Raw genomic sequence first — 19,055 nt, 5'->3', positions numbered from 1 at the left:
TAAACGAAAATTGCCGTGAAATTTTTCACGGCAATACCTGTTTTACTATCAATGATTAGAATATTAATTATCCCACTATCGTCGGGAAAACGGGTAACATCAGATACAATTTAATGACTATTGCATTCACAATATCAATAAAGAATGCACCAACCATTGGTACAACTAAGAATGCTAAGTGCGATGGCCCCAATCTATCTGTAACTGCTTGCATGTTTGCAATCGCTGTTGGCGTTGCACCAAGACCAAAACCGCAGTGGCCTGCCGCTAAAATAGCCGCATCGTAGTTTTTGCCCATCACACGGAAAGTAACGAAAATCGCGTACCCCGCCATTACACACGCTTGCACGGCTAGAATAACAATCATTGGAATAGCTAATGATGCTAACTCCCATAATTTTAAGCTCATTAATGCCATCGCTAAGAACAATGACAAGCTAACGTTACCTAATACAGAAACCGCACGGTCAAACACCCGGTAAAAGCCCAGTATGGATAAGCCATTACTGAGGATCACACCAACAAAAAGAACACACACAAATTTCGGTAAAGCAAACACCGTTTCCGCTAATAAACCCGAAAGGTAGCTACCGACTAATAAACAGATAGCGATTAAGGCAATGGTTTCAATCAGTACCATTGAACTTATCATACGGCCTGACTGTGGTTTTTCAAACGCTGTTGGAACGTCTTTATCGTCTTCTAGTGTACCTGGCGTCGGAATATTTCGCGTTAGGAATCGTGCAACAGGGCCTCCAATTAATCCCCCTAAGACCAACCCAAATGTTGCACATGCCATTGCAACTTCGGTTGCACTTTTAAAACCATAGCTCTCAGAGAATATTTTCCCCCATGCCGCGCCAGTACCATGGCCGCCAGAGAGTGTGATTGAACCAGCTAGTAGCCCCATTAATGGGTCTAGTCCCAGTAGTTTTGCAAGGGCAATCCCCACAGTATTCTGGACAAGTAATAAACCGACAACCACAAAAATAAAGATAAACAATGCTTTACCACCTGCTTTTAAACTCGCTAGGTTGGCATTTAGACCAATGGTGGCGAAGAATGCCAACATCATCGGTTCTTGCAGTGATAAGTCGAAAGACAAGCTCCAATCAAACATTTGCTTCAGCAAAAGTAGACTAAAAGCGACTAACAATCCGCCTGCAACAGGCTCAGGAATCGTGTATTTTTCTAAAAAAGGAACGGTTTTAACGAGTTTCCGTCCAAGCAGTAATACTAATGTAGCTGCTACCAAAGTCCCGTAGACATCGAGATGATACATTTACGTACCTCGTCTGTTGTTAAAATTATTAAATATTAGTAAGACGTTAATTTCTTCCTTAAAACGCCAAAAACAGGTGAACAGATTAGAAAAAAAAACTGTTATAAATACAAGTTAAAAGATATAAAAATGTGATGAACTTAGTTTAACTATTTACAATATTTATTTTGCGCAAACGATTGCTTTTTAATTTAGTCGCTTTACAATGCGTTTTTTGTTGGTGGGAAATGAAGGCAATGAATACAGCAACGTCTGAAAAACAAAATACGGAATCAACGATAAACACCCAAAGTGAGCTTATCTATAAATTAGAAGACAGACCACCGCTTCCCCAAGCCCTATTCGCGGCTGGGCAGCATCTCCTCGCGATGTTTGTTGCTGTTATCACCCCTGCAATGCTGATCTGCCAAGCCCTCGGGCTACCTGCACATGATACCCAGCGCATTATTAGCATGTCTTTATTTGCTTCTGGTATTGCCTCTTTAATTCAGATTAGAGCATGGGGGCCTATTGGTTCAGGGTTATTATCTATCCAAGGAACCAGTTTCAACTTTGTTGCACCTTTAATTATGGGGGGTGTTGCACTCAAGCAAGGTGGAGCAGATATTCCGTCCATGATGGCGGCGCTATTTGGTACGTTATTAGTTGCTGCGCTCACTGAGGTTATTTTGTCTCGCTTCTTACATTTAGCGCGTCGTGTCATTACGCCATTGGTCTCTGGTGTCGTTGTAATGATTATTGGATTATCACTGATCCAAGTCGGTCTCACCTCTATTGGTGGCGGTTATGGCGCAATTAGCGATAATACCTTTGGCTCCCCTGACTATTTAATTTTGGCAGGCATTGTTCTCGCAGTCATTATTCTGCTCAACCGCCAAAAAAACCCCTATCTACGCGTTGCCTCTTTAGTTATAGCAATGGCAGTAGGCTATCTTGCTGCTTGGTGGATGGATATGCTACCAAATGCGCAGCCAACTGAGCCAAATCAGTCTATTATCACTGTACCTGAACCTTTCTATTATGGTTTATCATTTGATTGGAACTTGTTGATTCCCCTGATCTTAATCTTTATGGTAACCTCTTTGGAAACCATTGGTGATATCACTGCAACCTCTGACGTTTCTGAACAACCCGTTCGAGGCCCACTTTACATGAAACGCATTAAAGGTGGCGTATTAGCAAACGGCTTAAATTCAATGGTTTCCGCCGTGTTTAATACCTTCCCGAATTCCTGTTTTGGTCAGAACAACGGGGTTATTCAATTAACTGGTGTTGCTAGCCGCTATGTGGGTTATATCGTCGCATTGATGCTTGTTTTACTAGGGCTATTCCCTGCTGTTGCAGGTTTTGTACAGCAAATCCCTGAACCCGTTCTTGGCGGTGCAACCATTGTGATGTTTGGGACGATTGCGGCATCTGGTGTGCGTATTGTTTCCCGCGAGCCACTTAATCGCCGGGCGATTATGATTATCGCGCTGTCACTCGCTGTTGGGATGGGAGTTTCACAGCAGCCGTTAATTCTACAATTTGCCCCAGACTGGCTGAAAACCTTGTTTTCTTCTGGTATTGCCGCAGGCGGATTAACAGCAATTGTGCTGAATTTAGTTTTCCCTCTCGAAAAATAATCGTCCATCTAAACCGCTAGAGTTGAATATTCTGGCGGTTCTTCTGTATGCTATCCTTAAATTATCGCGATATTAAACGCATTCCCCCACAAATTTGAGGAGCAGCTAGCTGTGAAATGGTTAATTAAATTTGTTACCTATGCATTCTTGCTACTGCTGCTATTGTTTATCGCCGCCTACATTGGGTTACAAACGCGCTGGGGAGCATCCTATTCGAGTCAATTTCTTAGCAAGTTTACTGACTACGATATTCATGTAGGGATTATGGGACATGAATTTTCCAACCCTGGCGAATTCATCTTCCAAGATGTGCAATTAGCTTCACAAAATAAAGACTTGTCCCTAGAAGCACGTCAAATCGTGGTTGATGTAAATTGGCGCAATATTTTCAGTGGTACAGCGATCCGCCGCTTCATCATCACACAAGGTGAGCTTTCTACCACCTTATCCCCTGAGTCAACACCACTGCCTATTTCGGCGGATATTCTGCAATTTGAAAATAGTCAGCTAACTCTTAAACAGGGTGATGACACTATTTTCGCTACAGGGTTTACTGGGGGGATCACGCCATGGAGGCCGACAGTAAATCATCCATTTGGCTATGGCGACTTTCGTTTCACCTCCAGCCAATTAAAAATTAATGAATTACCATTTAAAAATGTGGCACTGACTGGAAAGTTACAAGAACAAGTCACTGAAATCAGCAAAGCGAGTGCATACCTAAATAACGGTTATATTGCAGGTGAAGGTAAAGTATTTACTGATGGTGCAATTACGATTGACTCATTGGCAATGAATAAGGTTGGCTGGGAAAACAGTATTGATTTCGATACATTATTTGATGCAATTAAGAGTGATAGAACCATTCAAATCAAAAACCTTGAATTAGCTAACATTGATATTCAAGGAAAAGATTGGGCGCTTTCAGGGCTAAGTACAGAAATCGATCAGCTAAGTTTGGTCAGAGGTAGCTGGACAAGCCCTAAAAGTAAAATTAGCTTTAATGTTGACCAATTAGTCATGAAAGATCAACAGCTAAGTACACTAATTGGTGACTTGAATATTGATGGAGACAAACTAAACATCAACAAGTTATCAGGTTACTATAACAAAGGCATATTTAATTTAAGTGGTGCTTGGCAACGTAATGATCAAACTCTTACCATTAATGAAGGTAAGTTAGGCGGCATTTTATACACCCTACCAGAAACTTGGCTCGCTTTTTTTGCTGAACCCGCGCCCTCTTGGTTATCGGGCCTATCCATCAAAAAATTCACTGTCTCCCAATCGTTGCTGATGAATATCCAGCCAGAATTCCCGTTCGAATTCACAGCGTTAAGCGCCAACATTGAAAATGTTGACCTCATTAAGCAAAAACAGTGGGGAGTTTGGAGCGGTAAGGCGACATTCAATGCCGATAGCGGCACAATTAACCAAGTTTTAGTCCGTCGTCCGTTCTTAGAAGTACGTCAGAGTGGGAAGTCCTCCGCAGCAGCAAGTTTAACAGTCAGTACGGAAAGAGGCATCAGCAAGATTGGTGTATTAGTGAAACAAGAAGCGAAGAAAGTGCCATTTTTGCTACGAGCCTCAGGGACTAACATTGATTTAATCGATTTAAATCAATGGGGATGGTCAGGTTTCCCAGCACAAGTTATTGGGGATTTTGATGCAACCTTACAGGGTGATTTCCTCGCACCTTCAGTTGCTAAAAGCGTAAATGGCGAGCTGATGGCGATGCCCCTTCAAGGTAAGCGCTTATATCGTACGGTCGTAAAAGGGGTTGTGACCTCTTCAGTAGAAACACAAGAAGAAGCACCTAACATCGGAACAACACCAGTGCCACAAGATGCAACACCACAAGCTCCTTCTTTAATGGCTCAATAGTGAACAAGCAAAAGGCAGGTCGGTTGACCTGCCTTCTTCGTATTATTCAACTTGCAATAATATCTTCTACTTTATTTTTTCGACAGGCAGCACCATATAAACCCCGCTGAAAACTGCACCAACTTGGTTATTTGGGTTACTCACTTCCACTTTTAGTTTAACTCGCGCCTTGCTGCCTCGCGCTAAGCGGTCAAGATCACCACTCATATTCGCTAAATCCGCAATTGCCGTTGGCCTGCCACTCACGGGCTTGCCGTAGCGGATGTTTGCATCCACTAATACAATATCACCACCCAGTTGATGCTCTTGCATTAACAGCCAAATAAGCCCCCAACCTGTTAATGTTGCGAGTGAAAATTGACTACCTGCAAAAATAGTTTCATGGGGGTTTTGATTGCCCGCTTCTGGCATTGTCGTAATAAAACGGGTCCCTGTATATTGTTCGATGCGAACACCCATTTTTTCACTTAACGGGATGTATTTATGCCATGCTTGCTGTAATTCACCGCACCAATCAGGGCGATGTAAGATTTGGTCTAGGGTTTCAATTGGCTTGATCATTAAATAATGACGCACAGGTGTTTTAAGCTGCCCTGCAACTTGCCCCCTATTCTCAAACCCCATCTTATTAAAGAAAGGAACGGCTTCTTCACGCACACTGGAAACAATACGTTTTACACCTTCTTGCCGTGCAACTGACTCCAGAGCCATAATAATCAACTTCCCCAGCCCTTTACCTTGCATGACGGGGTTAACAGCGAGGAAGCGAATTGCCCCTTCGTTATCGGCATTAATATATAAACGGCCAATCGCTAAAATACGGTTTTTATCATCCACTACCATTTGATGGTGAGCCGTTAAATCATAACCGTCTTTTTCAGAACCGAGGGGTTGATTGAAGGGTTTTCGCAACATTTCCCAACGAAAGTGGTAGTAAGTTGCAAATTCAATTTCATCTTTCGGTGTACGTAAATGGTACATCGTTTCCCCCTTTAAAAATGGAATCACACTTGCAGCCAAAAGGTCACAGGGCCGTCATTAGTTAAGCTCACTTGCATATCAGCAGCAAATTGCCCAGTTTCAGTCGTGACGCCATGCTGACGGCTTTGTTCCACAAAATACTGGTACAGTTTATCGGCTTTTTCAGGCTCTGCCCCGCCAGAAAAACTGGGTCTCATGCCTTTTTTGGTGTCCGCCGCTAACGTAAATTGTGAGACAACCAATAAGCTGCCTCCCGCTTGCTGAACATTCAGGTTCATTTTCCCTTGTTCATCACTAAAAATACGGTAGCCCAGCACCTTTTCACATAAGCGTTTTGCTTTTTGCTCGTCATCGTCTTTTTCGACGCCAAGCAGAACCAACAAACCTGAGTCTATTTGCCCAACAGTTTGTTCATCAACAACCACACTCGCATGAGTGACTCTCTGGATTAATGCAATCATGATTACTCTGCACAAAAAGATGGAGCAACGTTAGCCGTTGCTCCATCTTCAATATCAAATATTATTCAACTTCAGCACTAAAATCGTAAGTACGGAAATATTCAGGAACGGTATCTTTATCCACAACATGAATACTATGGATACCAAGAGCTTGCGCGGCTTTAACATTTTCCTCTACATCATCGAAGAAAACGGCATCTGCTGCTTCAAATTCTTCGGATTGCAGAACGTATTTAAAGATTTCAGGATCAGGTTTACGCATACCTAAATCTTGGGATAAATAGAGAAAATCGGAGGAAGCTGCAATTTCTGGGTAGTGTTCTGGCCAGTAGTCTAAATGTAGACGGTTAGTATTCGATAAGACGACAACACGGTGCCCTTGCTCACGCAGGCGCTCCATAATGTCAATCACTTCAGGTCTTAACGAAATAAAAATAGCGTGCCAGCCTTCAGCAAAGTCTTCAAAGCTCAGAGTGATCCCCATTTCTTCACAAAGTAGCTCTGCAAACTCTATATCTGAAATTTTTCCACACTCATGTAATTGAAAGATATTGCCAAAAGTAAACCGTGATTTGATTTCTTCACTTGGTGTGCCGCTCAGTTCAGACCATTTATCAAACACACGATTAAAGTCGATATCAATAATCACATTACCCATATCGAAGATATACAGCATAAATTTTCCTCTTTGTTATTCACTAAATTTACTTTAATCATTATTCGTCCAACTGAACAGCCCTAATTGGTGATAATTCACGTTATTTTGTCAATTTATTGATTGAGCACTAAACCAGAAAATTGCTGCCGACCTAACCCTTTTTACTTCAGATACACTAACAAGGCTATCTATCACTTTTACGCAGGCTCTTTACTACGGCAATAAATACGGAATAACCGCGCTAAATGTTCCCCTGCCGGCGTTAACGTTGCGTCCCGACGCTGCACGAGCGCAAACGTGGCATAAGGTAATTTTTCGATTAAATCCAATGCGATATACCGTTGCTCAAAGAGAGGCTCATCGACCGTGTCTATTGACACAATGGTTAAAAAATCACTTTGTGCAACTAAACTTAAACAACCAATTAAGGTTTCACAGGTCACACTGAAATCCATGGGACGCTCCATCATGGAGAACACATCGGCGAGCTGCTTGTAATATGTGCCCTTTGGGGTTGGCATCGTCCAATCGCAATCCACTAATTCAGTAAGCGACTTCGCATGCCGTAAGGGGTGATCTTTACGCATAATCACTTTGTATTCTTTTTGCATTAGTCGCTCAAAAGTAAACTCCGCATCCAAGCTTCCTGGGTAATAAGTGTTAATCGTGAAGTCCAGTTCCCCTTGCCTCAATTGAGTTAGCATCGTTAAGAGTTGCCCTTCCATAATGCGCAATTTGATATTGGGGTAATCGCGGTGAAATTGAGTGACGACTTTTGGCATTAATGACCGAGCAATACTGCCTGCAACACCGATGTTCACCGTTCCACCAATCAATCCGATGCGCTGTGAAATCTCTTCTTGCCCGACCCGTAATTCTTCAAGAATCAAGCTTGCACGGCGTAAAAAACCCTCCCCACATTCGGTTAAATAAATCCCTTGGTTGCTGCGAATGAACAGTTTAGCTCCCAAGCTGCTCTCTAATTCACGAATAGATTTCGTCAATGCAGGCTGAGAAAGCTGTAGAAAACGGCTGGCAGCTCGAATACTGCCATGGCGGCTGATTTCGACGAACGCCCTGAGCTGATTTAATTTTATGGGTGGTGCCATATCAATCCCCCGATAACTTTTAGTTATATAGCTAAAGATAATTGTATCTTTTTCACTCTAATTTGATTGTGTACAGTCAGAAAATAGAGAAACAAAAAATTAACATTTAGCAAATTAAATAATTTTTTATAAATTAAAATAACCAAAGCAAATTAATATACTACTTTTTAAAATTAAACGAATTTTAATTTTAAAACTCATACACATCCCTATTTCAATATCCCTGTACTGACTTTTCTTGTGATAACTAAAAGAGATACAAAATGAATACTGACTTAGATAGCACCATCCAACAGATGGCACAACAATTACAAGCATGGCGGCGTGATTTTCATCAATATGCAGAATCAGGTTGGTTTGAATTTCGTACAGCAACGCTTGTTACCGAAGAACTGCATCAACTTGGTTACCAACTGCAACTGGGCAAAGAAGTCGTTAAAGCGGAGGCGCGAATGGGTCTTCCCTCCGAAGAAAAATTGGCAGAACAAGAAAAAAGAGCGATTGAACAAGGCGCTTTAACCCAATGGCTACCTCACTTTTCAGGGGGATTCACGGGTATCGTTGCTACACTCGATACTGGCCGTCCAGGCCCAACACTTGCTTTTCGTGTCGATATGGATGCCCTTGATTTAAATGAAGAACATTCGTGCCAACACCGTCCACATAATGAAGGTTTTGCTTCCTGTAATCCGCACATGATGCACGCGTGCGGCCACGATGGGCACACCGCCATCGGCCTTGGGCTTGCTCGTATTCTCAAGCAATATGAAGCGAAGCTGTCTGGTCGCATCAAGGTTATCTTTCAACCTGCGGAAGAAGGTACCCGAGGTGCCAAATCCATGATGGAAGCAGGTGTGGTTGATGATGTCGATTTCTTTGTGGCTATCCATATCGGTACAGGTGTGCCAAAAGGCGAAGTCGTCTGCGGCAGTAAAAACTTTTTAGCTACCACAAAGTTTGATGTGACCTATCAAGGTGTTGCGGCACATTCAGGTGCAAAACCTGAAGATGGAAAAAATGCATTAATTGCCGCAGCTCATGCAACCCTAGGCTTATATGGTATCCCGCGTCACAGTGAAGGAAGCTCACGCATTAATGTCGGTGTATTACAAGCAGGTATTGGCCGCAATGTCATTCCCGATACGGCACTGCTCAAAGTTGAAACACGCGGGGAAACCAATGAAATCAATAAGTTTGTCTACGAAAAAGCGATGCACATTATTGAAGGCGCCGCCAAAATGCAAGATGTCGCTTTTGATATCAAACTGATGGGAGCCGCACAAAGTAGCCACCCAAGCAATCAGTGGGTTGATTTTATTTGCGATTTAACAAAAAACCAGCTTCCTGAATTAACCTCTATCGTCAAAAACCGCCACCAAGCCGCAGGCTCGGAAGATGCGACCTATTTCATGGAACGCGTAAAAGAGCGTGGAGGCCAAGCCACTTACATGATTTTTGGTACAGATCTCAGTGCAGGTCACCACAATGAACGCTTTGATTTTGATGAAAATGTGATGATAACAGCAGTAAAAACGCTGTCGACTATTGCCCTGCACCTCCCTGAATTCGGAGCTAAAAATGGATAAACAATTCAGATCATTTATTGGTGATTATATTGAAAATCATCGCGCCCAGTTTACCGCGCTAAGCGACAATATTTGGGATCACCCTGAAACCCGCTTTGAAGAAACCTATTCTGCTAATTTACTGGCTGACGCATTAGAGCAAGAGGGCTTCCACGTTGAAAGAGGGGTTGGTGATATTGAAACAGCGTTTATCGCCAGCTATGGTGAGGGCTCACCTGTCATTGCATTATTGGGCGAATATGACGCACTCGCAGGGTTAAGCCAACACTCATCTTGTAGCGAGCCGAATCCCTTAGTGGAAAATGGTAATGGTCACGGATGTGGGCATAACTTACTCGGTACCGCCGCATTATCGGCCGCTTTTGCTGTCAAAGCCTGGCTGCGCAAAAATAACTTACCAGGCACTGTACGGTTTTATGGCTGCCCAGGGGAAGAAGGCGGATCGGGTAAAACATTTATGGTCAGAGAGGGATTATTCGATGATATTGATGCCGCGATTACATGGCATCCTGAATCATTTAGTGGCGTCTTTAATGTGCAATCCCTTGCTAACATTCAAACAGCCTTTCGCTTTAAAGGTATAGCTTCCCACGCAGCAAACTCCCCACACCTAGGTAGAAGTGCACTTGATGCCGTCACCTTGATGAATGTTGGCGTGCAATTTTTACGCGAGCACATTATTCAAGACGCACGGATACACTATGCCGTCACCAACACGGGGGGCGCATCCCCAAATGTCGTGCAAGCTGACGCAGAAGCCCTCTACCTTGTCCGTGCCCCTCAACTTGATGAAGCACAAGATATTTACCAACGTGTGATTAATATTGCACAAGGGGCTGCCCTGATGACAGGGACGCAACTAGAAGTCCGCTTTGATAAAGCGTGCTCAAACTATGTACCTAATCGGACGCTAGAACACGCCATGTTTAACCACATAACTGAATTTGGCATCCCTGAATATACCGATAAAGAACGCCAATTTGCTGAGCAAATTCACAATACATTGACGAAAGATGATTTACGCAATGCCAAGCTGAATGCTGCCCGCAGTGGAGGAGAAGAAGGCAAACGTTGGTATGAAAGGCAAGGCAATAAAGTACTCACGAATGAAGTACTGCCTTACGTTGAGTCCAAAGAGTTAATGTACGGCTCAACCGATGTGGGTGATGTTAGTTGGGTTGCCCCTACCGTTCAATGTTTTAGCCCATGTTTTGCCTTTGGTACCGCACTGCATACTTGGCAATTAGTGGCACAAGGGCGCACCTCTATTGCCCATAAAGGGATGCTACTTGCGGGGAAAATCATGGCCTCTAGCGCCCTTGAGTTGTTCTTGAAGCCCGATTTGTTAGCGCAAGCAAAAGCTGAATTTACGCAGCAAAGGCAAGTTACCCCTTATCAGTGCCCTATTCCAAAAGATGTTAAGCCTTCAAAATTAAAATAAGCAGTTCCTTAATACTGGCGGGGTTTACCCGCCCATAAGTCATAACAATAACAATGAAGATAGACACAAGGAAACCCTATGAGCGACTCAACAACTGTGCACAAAAGCCCCGGGGCAATTTTTCGCTGGATAGAACGCGTGGGAAACAAAATCCCAAACCCATTCATTTTGTTCGTTTATTTAATTGCCGTGCTGATGATTGCGACGGCTGTATTATCTTGGTTTGATTTATCTGTTAAAAACCCCGCCAATGACGAGATGGTCAGCGTCAAAAACTTATTAAGCGTGGAGGGGTTGCAATGGATTTTACCTAATATCGTTAAGAATTTTAGTAGCTTTGCTCCCCTAGGTGCCATTCTCGCATTAGTTATTGGGGCGGGTTTAGCTGAGAAAGTAGGCTTACTTCAAGCTTTAATGTACAAAATGGCATCAGGTATTAATAAGCGCTATGCCAGTTATATGGTGCTGTTTATCGCCTTTTTTAGCCATATTTCTTCAGATGCGGCGTTAGTTGTCATGCCACCACTAGGTGCCTTGATCTTTATCGCGGTGGGTCGTCATCCTGTCGCTGGCCTATTAGCCGCAATTGCTGGAGTCGCTTCGGGTTTTACCGCAAACTTATTAATTGTCACCACCGATGTCTTGTTATCCGGAATCAGTACAGAAGCGGCAATGATGATTGACCCAAATCTACATGTCAGCGTTATCGATAACTGGTACTTTATGGCCACATCGGTGATTGTGTTAACCATCGCAGGTGCGCTATTGACAGACAAATTTATTGAACCCCGTTTACCTGTGTGGGAAGGCACGTCACATGACCGACTCGAAGAATTGACGCCAATTCAAAATCGTGGCTTATTGATGAGTGGCTTATCTGCATTAATCTTTATCGGTTTAGTTGCGCTCATGGTTGCCCCAGAAGGCGCACCACTGCGTGATCCAGTGACTGATACTGTGATCCCTTCGCCGTTTATCAAGGGTATCGTTCCTGTCATTATTATTTTCTTTTTCGTCGTTTCCATTACCTATGGTGTATCAACCAAACAAATCAAAAAGCCGAATGATATCCCAGACTTATTAGTTGACCCAATGAAAAGCATGGCAGGTTTCATTGTGATGGTTTTCCCACTTTCCCAGTTTGTTGCTTTCTTTAACTGGAGTAACATGGGGAAATTCATGGCGATTGGTCTAACTGACTTGCTCGAAAACTTGGGAATGACAGGTGTACCTGCGTTTATCGGCTTAATGTTTTTATCTGCGTTTCTGTGTATGTTTATTGCCAGTGGCTCCGCCATTTGGTCAATACTGGCACCAATATTTGTACCGATGTTTGTATTACTTGGCTTTCACCCTGCATTCGCACAGATTGTGTTTCGTATCGCTGACTCCGCAGTGTTACCCCTTGCACCAATGTCTCCGTTCCTTCCGTTATTTTTAGGCTTTTTACAACGCTACTATAAAAATGCACAGCTAGGGACTTATTACACTTTAATATTACCGTATCCAATTGTATTTTTTATTGTTTGGATGCTATTGCTGGTCGGTTGGTACTTTGCTGGCTTACCTATCGGGCCTGGGGTTTACCCGCAGCTCAATCCATAAAAAAAGGCGCCTTACAGGCGCCTCAGACTGCTGACAAACCGATTAGGTTTGACTGCAGGTTGAATAGGTTTTGAAAATAAATTAGGAAAATCAATTTATTGATTTTCGGCTGATAACACAAAGCAGGAAAAACCACGTTTTTATCCTGCTTTGTCAACAACCTCAAGGCGCCTTACAGGCGCCTTTTCACTGTCTAATTTATCTAAAAATTAGTCTTCTTTAGAACGGTTTGCACGACGGCGATCGTTCTCAGTCAGGTGACGCTTACGCAGACGGATAGACTGCGGAGTCACTTCAACTAATTCGTCATCATCAATAAACTCAAGCGCTTGTTCCAGAGTCATTTTAATTGGTGGTGACAATGTTGTTGCTTCATCGGTACCTGACGCACGCATGTTAGTCAGTTTTTTACCCGTTAAGCAGTTAACCGTTAAGTCATTCGAACGTGAGTGAATACCGATGATTTGGCCTTCATACACTTCAGCACCGTGACCTAAGAACAGTTTACCGCGATCTTGCAGGCTGTACAGCGCGTAAGCAACTGCTTTACCTTGGCCGTTAGAGATCAGCACGCCGTTTTGACGCCCACCGATTTCGCCTGGGCGAACATCGTCGTAATGGCTGAATGTTGAGTACAGTAAGCCAGTACCTGAAGTCATTGTCATGAACTCAGTACGGAAGCCAATCAGACCACGGCTTGGGATGATGTAGTCAAGGCGCACACGACCTTTACCATCTGGCATCATGTCACGCAGGTCGCCTTTACGCTCACCTAACGCTTTCATGACATCACCTTGGTTTTGTTCTTCAACGTCTAAAGTCACCTGCTCGAATGGTTCTTGTTTACGACCATCGATTTCGCGAATGATAACTTTTGGACGAGATACCGCTAGCTCGAAGCCTTCACGACGCATGTTTTCGATCAGAACAGATAAGTGCAGCTCACCACGACCAGATACACGGAATGCATCAGGGTCTTGAGTTTCTTCAACACGCAGTGCAACGTTGTGAACCAGTTCTTTATTCAGACGGTCAAGGATCTGACGTGAAGTCACGAATTTACCTTCTTTACCGCAGAATGGTGAGGTGTTAACACAATAGAACATGCTAACTGTTGGCTCATCAACTGCTAATGCAGGCAGTGCTTCAACGCTACCCACTTGGCAGATAGTATCAGAGATGTTCAGTTCACCTAAACCTGTCAGCGCAACGATATCGCCCGCTTCAGCTTGTTGTGAATCGATACGCTCTAAACCTAAGTGAGTGAGTACTTTACCGATTTTACCGTTGCGAGTTTTACCTTCGCTATCAATAATAGTCACTTGTTGGTTAGGTTTAACCACACCACGTTTGATGCGGCCGATACCGATAACACCTAAGTAGCTGTTGTAATCCAACTGCGAAACTTGCATTTGGAAAGGACCATCGACATCAACTGCTGGTGGCGCAACATGCTCTACGATAGCTTCGTACAGCGGCGTCATATCTTCAGCCATTTCAGTGTGGTCAAGACCTGCGATACCGTTTAATGCAGATGCATAAACAATAGGGAAATCGAGTTGCTCATCCGTTGCACCTAAGTTCACGAATAAGTCGAATACTTGGTCAACAACCCAATCAGGACGTGCACCTGGGCGGTCAACTTTGTTAATAACAACAATAGGACGCAAACCGTGGTCGAACGCTTTTTGCGTAACGAAACGTGTTTGTGGCATTGGGCCATCCATCGCATCAACAACCAGCAGAACGCAGTCAACCATAGACATTACGCGCTCAACCTCACCACCGAAATCGGCGTGGCCTGGGGTGTCTACGATATTGATGTGATAACCATTCCATTGGATTGCAGTATTTTTAGCAAGAATGGTAATACCACGCTCTTTCTCCAAGTCGTTGGAGTCCATAACACGCTCATCAACAGTTTCACGTTCGCCGAACGTACCTGACTGTTGCAATAATTTACCAACCAGTGTTGTCTTGCCATGGTCAACGTGAGCGATGATGGCGATGTTTCTTAAGTTTTGAATTGACAAGGATTTTTACCGTTTAATTGACAGGAAAGGAATATGTTTTTTGTGGTATTCTAATTACCCAAACATACTTTCTACGTTAATTTGCTGTTATTTTACACGTTTTTCCGCACAAGTGGAATAAATGTGAAACCCATCACTGTATAAAAAGTTTTTAACGAAAAAACATTCAGTTGCGTAACAGTGCCAGATTTCCCCACAAAATAATGAGCATCATCTCTGCGAAACCACGAAGTGACAGAATAATACGCTAAAAACTTAATATTAGCAGCCCCAAAAAAGAACAAAAAATAGACTTTCTTTCTTAACCGCCATTTTTAATGTCTTTTTATGTTATTTAGATATATCTAAATTGACTAATTAGATATATCTAAATATAGTGAAACAACAAAATGAATTCGATATATCTAAAGTTACAAACTAAGGAGTAACTATATGCTAATTAAATCTTGTCGTCATGTATATTATGCACACCATGACGAAAATCAGCGCGGCCACCACGATGGCTGTTGCCATGGAGAAGGCCGTCATGGGCACAGTGAACGCCGCCATGGTCATGGTGAATGTTGTCATGAAGGTAAACATCGCAGCCACGGCGACCATTATTACGGTGATGACCGTCATGGCCATGGACACGGCGAACGTTGCCACGGTGAAGGCCGTCATGGTCACGGACACGGCGAACGTTGCCATGGTGAAGGCCGTCATGGTCACGGACACGGCGAACGTTGCCATGGTGAAGGCCGTCATGGTCACGGACACGGTGAACGTTGCCACGGTGAAGGCCGTCATGGCCACGGACACGGTGAACGTTGCCACGGTGAAGGCCGTCATGGCCACGGACACGGTGAACGTTGCCACGGTGAAGGCCGTCATGGCCACAGTGATGAGCGTCAAAGAGGCCGCGGAAGAGGCAAAGGCCTACGTCGCTTATTCGACCACGGGGATCTTCACATTATGGTTCTTTCATTAGTGGCGAAAAAACCAAGCTATGGCTACGAAATCATTAAAGACATCCAAGAAGCCTCAAATGGCCTCTATGTCCCTAGCCCAGGCGTTATTTATCCAACACTAACACTATTGGAAGAACAAGGCTTTTTAGAGTCTCAAATTGTTGAGCGCAATCGCAAAAGTTTTACTATTACGCCAGAAGGCGCTGCGCACTTAGCACAAAATAAAGAAACAGAAGCGGTTATTGCTCGTAAGCTGGCGAAAGCACGTGATATGCAACAAGGCAGCAATTTAGCAGAAGACATTGAAATGGCAGTCAGCCGCTTTAAAGCCCTACTGCGCCACAAAATGGTTCTGAAACAATTGAATGAAGAACAAACGCGTCAAATTGCTTCCATTATCAATGATGCCGTAAAACAGATTGAAGAAGTGAATACCTTATTAACCAACAGTGATGATGAATAACACCTCCTCGCTCGTTAAATAATGTCTGCCAATTCAGCTTTGGGCTTATTATTAAGCACAAAGCTGGCTTTTTTCTCTATCCCTTTCTCTTCCTTGCACTAAAATAGTGCGCTCATCATCAAAAACGCACCAACTAAGTGCAAATTGTGACTATTTTTAACTCAATCGATTGACATTCTCTCGTAACAATCCGTATTTACTATTCTTTTAAAAGTTGGCACGATTTTCGCTTATAGTATTTATAGTGAGCGAGCAACGTGCATTAATGTGATTAATCACCGCCGCCATGCCAGACAAACCAACAAACGCAAAATATGATGCGGTTTGTTGATTAGACCCGACCAGGAGAGCCGAGAATGTCCGCTGAACATGTTTTATCGTTAATTAAAGAGCACAATGTAAGATTTATTGATCTGCGTTTTACCGACACAAAAGGTAAAGAGCAACACATCACTATCCCTGCTCACCAAGTTGACGAAGACTTCTTTGAAGAAGGCCAGATGTTCGACGGTTCATCAATTGGTGGCTGGAAAGGCATCAACGAATCTGACATGGTACTGATGCCAGATGCATCTACGGCAATGTTAGACCCATTCTTTGCTGATGTGACCTTAATTATCCGTTGCGATATTTTAGAGCCAGGTACCATGCAAGGTTACGACAGAGACCCACGCTCCATTTCCAAACGTGCGGAAGATTTCCTGCGTTCAAGCGGTATCGCTGACATCGTGTTATTTGGTCCAGAACCTGAATTCTTCGTTTTTGACGATATTCGTTTCGGCAACAATATGCACGGCAGCTACTACCATATCGATGATATCGAAGCGGCATGGAACACTGGCACAAAATACGAAGGCGGCAATAAAGGCCACCGTCCAGCCGTTAAAGGCGGTTACTTCCCAGTACCACCTGTAGACTCATCACAAGACCTGCGTTCTGCAATGTGTACCACAATGGAAGAAATGGGCTTAGTTGTTGAAGCTCATCACCATGAAGTGGCAACTGCAGGCCAAAACGAAGTCGCTACCCGCTTTAATACAATGACCAAAAAAGCGGATGAAACTCAGATTTATAAATATGTTGTACACAATGTTGCCCATGCATACGGCAAAACTGCCACCTTTATGCCTAAGCCATTAGTCGGTGATAACGGTTCAGGTATGCACTGCCACATGTCTTTATCAAAAGACGGCGTGAACCTGTTTGCGGGTGACAAATACGGCGGTTTATCTGAAATGGCGCTGTACTATATCGGCGGTATCATTAAACATGCTCGTGCGCTGAACGCATTTACAAACCCAACAACGAACTCATACAAACGTTTAGTTCCAGGCTTTGAAGCCCCTGTAATGCTAGCTTACTCTGCACGTAACCGCTCTGCATCTATCCGTATTCCTGTGGTTGCAAGTACCAAAGCACGTCGTATTGAAGTGCGTTTCCCTGACCCAGCAGCTAACCCATACTTAGCGTTTGCAGCGCAGTTAATGGCGGGTCTTGATGGCATTATCAATAAGATCCACCCTGGTGATGCAATGGATAAAAATCTGTATGACTTACCACCAGAAGAAGCAAAAGAAATCCCAACTGTTTCAGGTTCTTTAGATGAAGCACTAGCGGAACTGGATAACGATCGCGAGTTCTTAACTCGTGGTGGTGTATTCACAAATGATGCTATCGATGCGTACATTGAATTAACCCGTGCTGACATCCAACGTGTCCGTATGGCACCACACCCGCTCGAATTTGAAATGTACTACAGTGTGTAACACGCCGTTCCACTGATAGTCTTTGTTGCCGTGAAGCACTTGCCCCATCTTTTGATGGGGCCTTTTCTCTCTAAAACTGCACCAAAGAAACAAAAATCAAATATCGGTTGTTTGGTCTATCAGGTATAATGCACCAAAATAGTGCAGGAGTGACATGACATGAAAACCGAACATTTGCCAGCACCCGAACAAATCCTCGACTCCCTCATTAATAGCGTGCTTATTTTGGATTACGATTTGGTTATCCATTATGCCAATCATGCCGCATTGCAAATCCTAACCCAAAGTCAGCGCAAACTCTATGGTACTCCCCTTCCACTCTTATTTAGCTATTGCTCACTCAATGATGAATTAATGCTCAATAGTTTAAAAGAAGGCCACAGTTTTACTGAAAATGAGGTCACGTTGGTGTTTAACAACCATTCCCACGTAATGTCATTTAGCGCACAGCCTTTTTCAGAACAATTTATTTTAGTTGAGCTATCTCAGCTCGATAGCCAGCGGCGCCTTAGCCAAGAATTGGCGCAAAATGCACAGCAACTTGCCGCGCGCGAGCTGATCCGCGGTCTGGCTCACGAAATAAAAAACCCACTAGGTGGATTGCGAGGTGCTGCGCAGTTGTTATCTAAGGCGCTGCCCTCCCCACAATTAAATGAATATACTCAAGTCATTATCGAACAAGCCGACCGCTTAAGAGCCTTGGTCGATAGATTGCTAGGGCCACAGTATCCAGGACCAAAAACTCAGCAAAGTATTCACCATATTATGGAAAATGTGGTGCGCTTAGTTTCCCTCGAAAAACCTGCTAATGTCACATTAACTCGCGACTATGATCCAAGTTTGCCCGATTTAGACTATTACCCCGATCAAATCGAACAAGTTTTACTGAACATCACCCGTAACGCGCTACAAGCCGTCGCTGATACGGGCGGTCATATCACACTACGCACACGCACTGCATTTCAAGTCATGCTACAAGGGGAGCGCTATCGGTTAGCTGCGCGTATTGATATTGAAGATAATGGCCCTGGTATCCCATTAGCTATCCAAGATACGCTTTTCTACCCAATGGTGAGTGGACGGCCTGATGGGACAGGGCTTGGCCTGTCAATTGCGCGAAGTTTAGTGGACCAACATGCTGGGAAAATCGAGTTTACGAGTTGGCCTGGGCACACTGAGTTTTCTATTTATCTACCCATCAAAAAATAGGG

At 43.7% G+C, this 19,055-nt stretch carries 14 protein-coding genes; 8 read left to right on the top strand and 6 right to left on the bottom strand.

The features are described 5' to 3' along the window. Nucleotides 1-67: 67 nt before the first annotated feature. Nucleotides 68-1,282, bottom strand: coding sequence for a sodium/glutamate symporter (gltS, locus tag KDJ85_RS13600; protein WP_225820133.1), 1,215 nt, complete (start codon nucleotides 1,280-1,282; stop codon nucleotides 68-70). 236 nt (nucleotides 1,283-1,518) lie between these two features. Between gltS and KDJ85_RS13595 the strand changes: the two genes are divergently transcribed. Both KDJ85_RS13595 and KDJ85_RS13590 read left to right on the top strand, forming a co-directional pair. Next, the gene (locus KDJ85_RS13595; RefSeq protein WP_206084876.1) at nucleotides 1,519-2,907 is read left to right on the top strand and encodes a uracil-xanthine permease family protein; all 1,389 of its coding nucleotides are present in this window, start codon (nucleotides 1,519-1,521) and stop codon (nucleotides 2,905-2,907) included. A 111-nt stretch (nucleotides 2,908-3,018) separates the two neighbouring features. Next, nucleotides 3,019-4,791: an AsmA family protein gene (locus tag KDJ85_RS13590; protein WP_225820132.1), complete on the top strand. Its 1,773-nt coding sequence runs from the start codon at nucleotides 3,019-3,021 to the stop codon at nucleotides 4,789-4,791. Nucleotides 4,792-4,857: 66 nt separating this feature from the next. On the opposite strand, the gene fabY is transcribed toward KDJ85_RS13590, so the two are convergent. From fabY to KDJ85_RS13570, 4 genes are all read right to left on the bottom strand, one after another. Next, on the bottom strand, nucleotides 4,858-5,772 hold the full coding sequence (gene fabY, locus KDJ85_RS13585) for a fatty acid biosynthesis protein FabY (protein WP_225820131.1): 915 nt from the start codon (nucleotides 5,770-5,772) through the stop codon (nucleotides 4,858-4,860). A gap of 23 nt (nucleotides 5,773-5,795) precedes the next feature. Then, nucleotides 5,796-6,233 (bottom strand): D-aminoacyl-tRNA deacylase, encoded by a 438-nt coding sequence (gene dtd / locus KDJ85_RS13580; RefSeq protein ID WP_225820130.1) that lies wholly within the window; start codon nucleotides 6,231-6,233, stop codon nucleotides 5,796-5,798. 61 nt (nucleotides 6,234-6,294) lie between these two features. Beyond that, the gene (gene yihX, locus KDJ85_RS13575) at nucleotides 6,295-6,909 is read right to left on the bottom strand and encodes a glucose-1-phosphatase (RefSeq protein ID WP_206084909.1); all 615 of its coding nucleotides are present in this window, start codon (nucleotides 6,907-6,909) and stop codon (nucleotides 6,295-6,297) included. Between the two features lie 179 nt (nucleotides 6,910-7,088). Beyond that, nucleotides 7,089-8,000, bottom strand: a complete 912-nt coding sequence (locus KDJ85_RS13570) for a LysR family transcriptional regulator (protein ID WP_225820129.1) — start codon at nucleotides 7,998-8,000, stop codon at nucleotides 7,089-7,091. Nucleotides 8,001-8,263: 263 nt separating this feature from the next. Here KDJ85_RS13570 and KDJ85_RS13565 point away from each other — a divergent pair, with 263 nt between their 5' ends. The 3 genes from KDJ85_RS13565 (at nucleotide 8,264) to abgT (ending at nucleotide 12,632) form a co-directional block, all read left to right on the top strand. Further along, nucleotides 8,264-9,586 carry a M20 family metallo-hydrolase gene (locus KDJ85_RS13565; RefSeq protein ID WP_225820128.1) on the top strand — a complete coding sequence of 441 codons (1,323 nt, stop codon included), beginning with the start codon at nucleotides 8,264-8,266 and terminating at the stop codon, nucleotides 9,584-9,586. Further along, on the top strand, nucleotides 9,579-11,027 hold the full coding sequence (locus KDJ85_RS13560; protein WP_225820127.1) for a M20 family metallopeptidase: 1,449 nt from the start codon (nucleotides 9,579-9,581) through the stop codon (nucleotides 11,025-11,027). The genes KDJ85_RS13565 and KDJ85_RS13560 overlap by 8 nt, the downstream gene beginning before the upstream one ends. Before the next feature lie 78 nt (nucleotides 11,028-11,105). Continuing rightward, on the top strand, nucleotides 11,106-12,632 hold the full coding sequence (gene abgT, locus KDJ85_RS13555; protein WP_225820126.1) for a p-aminobenzoyl-glutamate transporter: 1,527 nt from the start codon (nucleotides 11,106-11,108) through the stop codon (nucleotides 12,630-12,632). A gap of 209 nt (nucleotides 12,633-12,841) precedes the next feature. On the opposite strand, the gene typA is transcribed toward abgT, so the two are convergent. Then, nucleotides 12,842-14,665 (bottom strand): ribosome-dependent GTPase TypA, encoded by a 1,824-nt coding sequence (gene typA, locus KDJ85_RS13550; RefSeq protein WP_225820125.1) that lies wholly within the window; start codon nucleotides 14,663-14,665, stop codon nucleotides 12,842-12,844. A gap of 432 nt (nucleotides 14,666-15,097) precedes the next feature. Here typA and KDJ85_RS13545 point away from each other — a divergent pair, with 432 nt between their 5' ends. The 3 genes from KDJ85_RS13545 to glnL all read left to right on the top strand — a co-directional run bounded on the left by KDJ85_RS13545 (nucleotide 15,098) and on the right by glnL (nucleotide 19,053). Beyond that, the gene (locus KDJ85_RS13545) at nucleotides 15,098-16,078 is read left to right on the top strand and encodes a PadR family transcriptional regulator (protein ID WP_225820124.1); all 981 of its coding nucleotides are present in this window, start codon (nucleotides 15,098-15,100) and stop codon (nucleotides 16,076-16,078) included. 356 nt (nucleotides 16,079-16,434) lie between these two features. Then, nucleotides 16,435-17,844 (top strand): glutamate--ammonia ligase, encoded by a 1,410-nt coding sequence (gene glnA, locus KDJ85_RS13540; RefSeq protein WP_225820123.1) that lies wholly within the window; start codon nucleotides 16,435-16,437, stop codon nucleotides 17,842-17,844. Nucleotides 17,845-18,003: 159 nt separating this feature from the next. After that, complete coding sequence (gene glnL / locus KDJ85_RS13535; RefSeq protein WP_225820122.1) at nucleotides 18,004-19,053, top strand: nitrogen regulation protein NR(II); 1,050 nt, start codon at nucleotides 18,004-18,006, stop codon at nucleotides 19,051-19,053. Nucleotides 19,054-19,055: the final 2 nt, after the last annotated feature.

Origin of the sequence: Providencia vermicola (assembly GCF_020381325.1) — a bacterium.
GTDB lineage: Bacteria > Pseudomonadota > Gammaproteobacteria > Enterobacterales > Enterobacteriaceae > Providencia > Providencia vermicola.
Note: the sequence above shows the minus strand (reverse complement) of the source record. Positions and strands in the feature narration are given on the sequence as shown.

Excerpts from the sequence above, each read along its gene's own strand:
- gltS (WP_225820133.1), bottom strand. The coding sequence starts at position 1,282 with ATGTATCATCTCGATGTCTACGGGACTTTGGTAGCAGCTACATTAGTA.
- KDJ85_RS13595 (WP_206084876.1), top strand. The coding sequence starts at position 1,519 with ATGAATACAGCAACGTCTGAAAAACAAAATACGGAATCAACGATAAAC.
- fabY (WP_225820131.1), bottom strand. The coding sequence starts at position 5,772 with ATGTACCATTTACGTACACCGAAAGATGAAATTGAATTTGCAACTTAC.
- dtd (WP_225820130.1), bottom strand. The coding sequence starts at position 6,233 with ATGATTGCATTAATCCAGAGAGTCACTCATGCGAGTGTGGTTGTTGAT.
- yihX (WP_206084909.1), bottom strand. The coding sequence starts at position 6,909 with ATGCTGTATATCTTCGATATGGGTAATGTGATTATTGATATCGACTTT.
- KDJ85_RS13570 (WP_225820129.1), bottom strand. The coding sequence starts at position 8,000 with ATGGCACCACCCATAAAATTAAATCAGCTCAGGGCGTTCGTCGAAATC.
- KDJ85_RS13565 (WP_225820128.1), top strand. The coding sequence starts at position 8,264 with ATGAATACTGACTTAGATAGCACCATCCAACAGATGGCACAACAATTA.
- KDJ85_RS13560 (WP_225820127.1), top strand. The coding sequence starts at position 9,579 with ATGGATAAACAATTCAGATCATTTATTGGTGATTATATTGAAAATCAT.
- abgT (WP_225820126.1), top strand. The coding sequence starts at position 11,106 with ATGAGCGACTCAACAACTGTGCACAAAAGCCCCGGGGCAATTTTTCGC.
- KDJ85_RS13545 (WP_225820124.1), top strand. The coding sequence starts at position 15,098 with ATGCTAATTAAATCTTGTCGTCATGTATATTATGCACACCATGACGAA.
- glnA (WP_225820123.1), top strand. The coding sequence starts at position 16,435 with ATGTCCGCTGAACATGTTTTATCGTTAATTAAAGAGCACAATGTAAGA.
- glnL (WP_225820122.1), top strand. The coding sequence starts at position 18,004 with ATGAAAACCGAACATTTGCCAGCACCCGAACAAATCCTCGACTCCCTC.